1 protein-coding gene is annotated in these 316 nt (G+C 72.8%); it reads right to left on the reverse strand.

Going from position 1 to position 316, the window contains the following annotated elements:
- Positions 1–134: 134 nt before the first annotated feature.
- Positions 135–316 (reverse strand): hypothetical protein (locus JHD62_RS22760; RefSeq protein WP_233161164.1); only part of this gene is annotated, 182 nt, incomplete at its 5' end.

The following is a 316-nucleotide window of genomic DNA, read 5'->3' on the forward strand; positions in this document are numbered from 1 at the left end:
ATGGCAGCGTGACAATTTTGATCGGGGCCTGGAAATGCTGCGCAAGTCTGGCGCATACCGCGAGATCGAGGCGCGTTACGACCATGTGCCATAGCGACTGCGCCGGACAGCCGCCCGGAATGCTGGCCTGTCTCTTATACACATCTCCGAGCCCACGAGACGAACGCAATAATCTCGTATGCCGTCTTGTGCTTGAAAAGGGGGGGGGGGGGGGGGGGGGGGGGGGGGGGGGGGGGGGGGGGGGGGGGGGGGGGGGGGGGGGGGGGGGGGGGGGGGGGGGGGGGGGGGGGGGGGGGGGGGGGGGGGGGGGGGGGGG

Origin of the sequence: Aquitalea sp. ASV11 (assembly GCF_016429185.1) — a bacterium.
Taxonomy (GTDB): Bacteria; Pseudomonadota; Gammaproteobacteria; order Burkholderiales; family Chromobacteriaceae; genus Aquitalea; species Aquitalea pelogenes.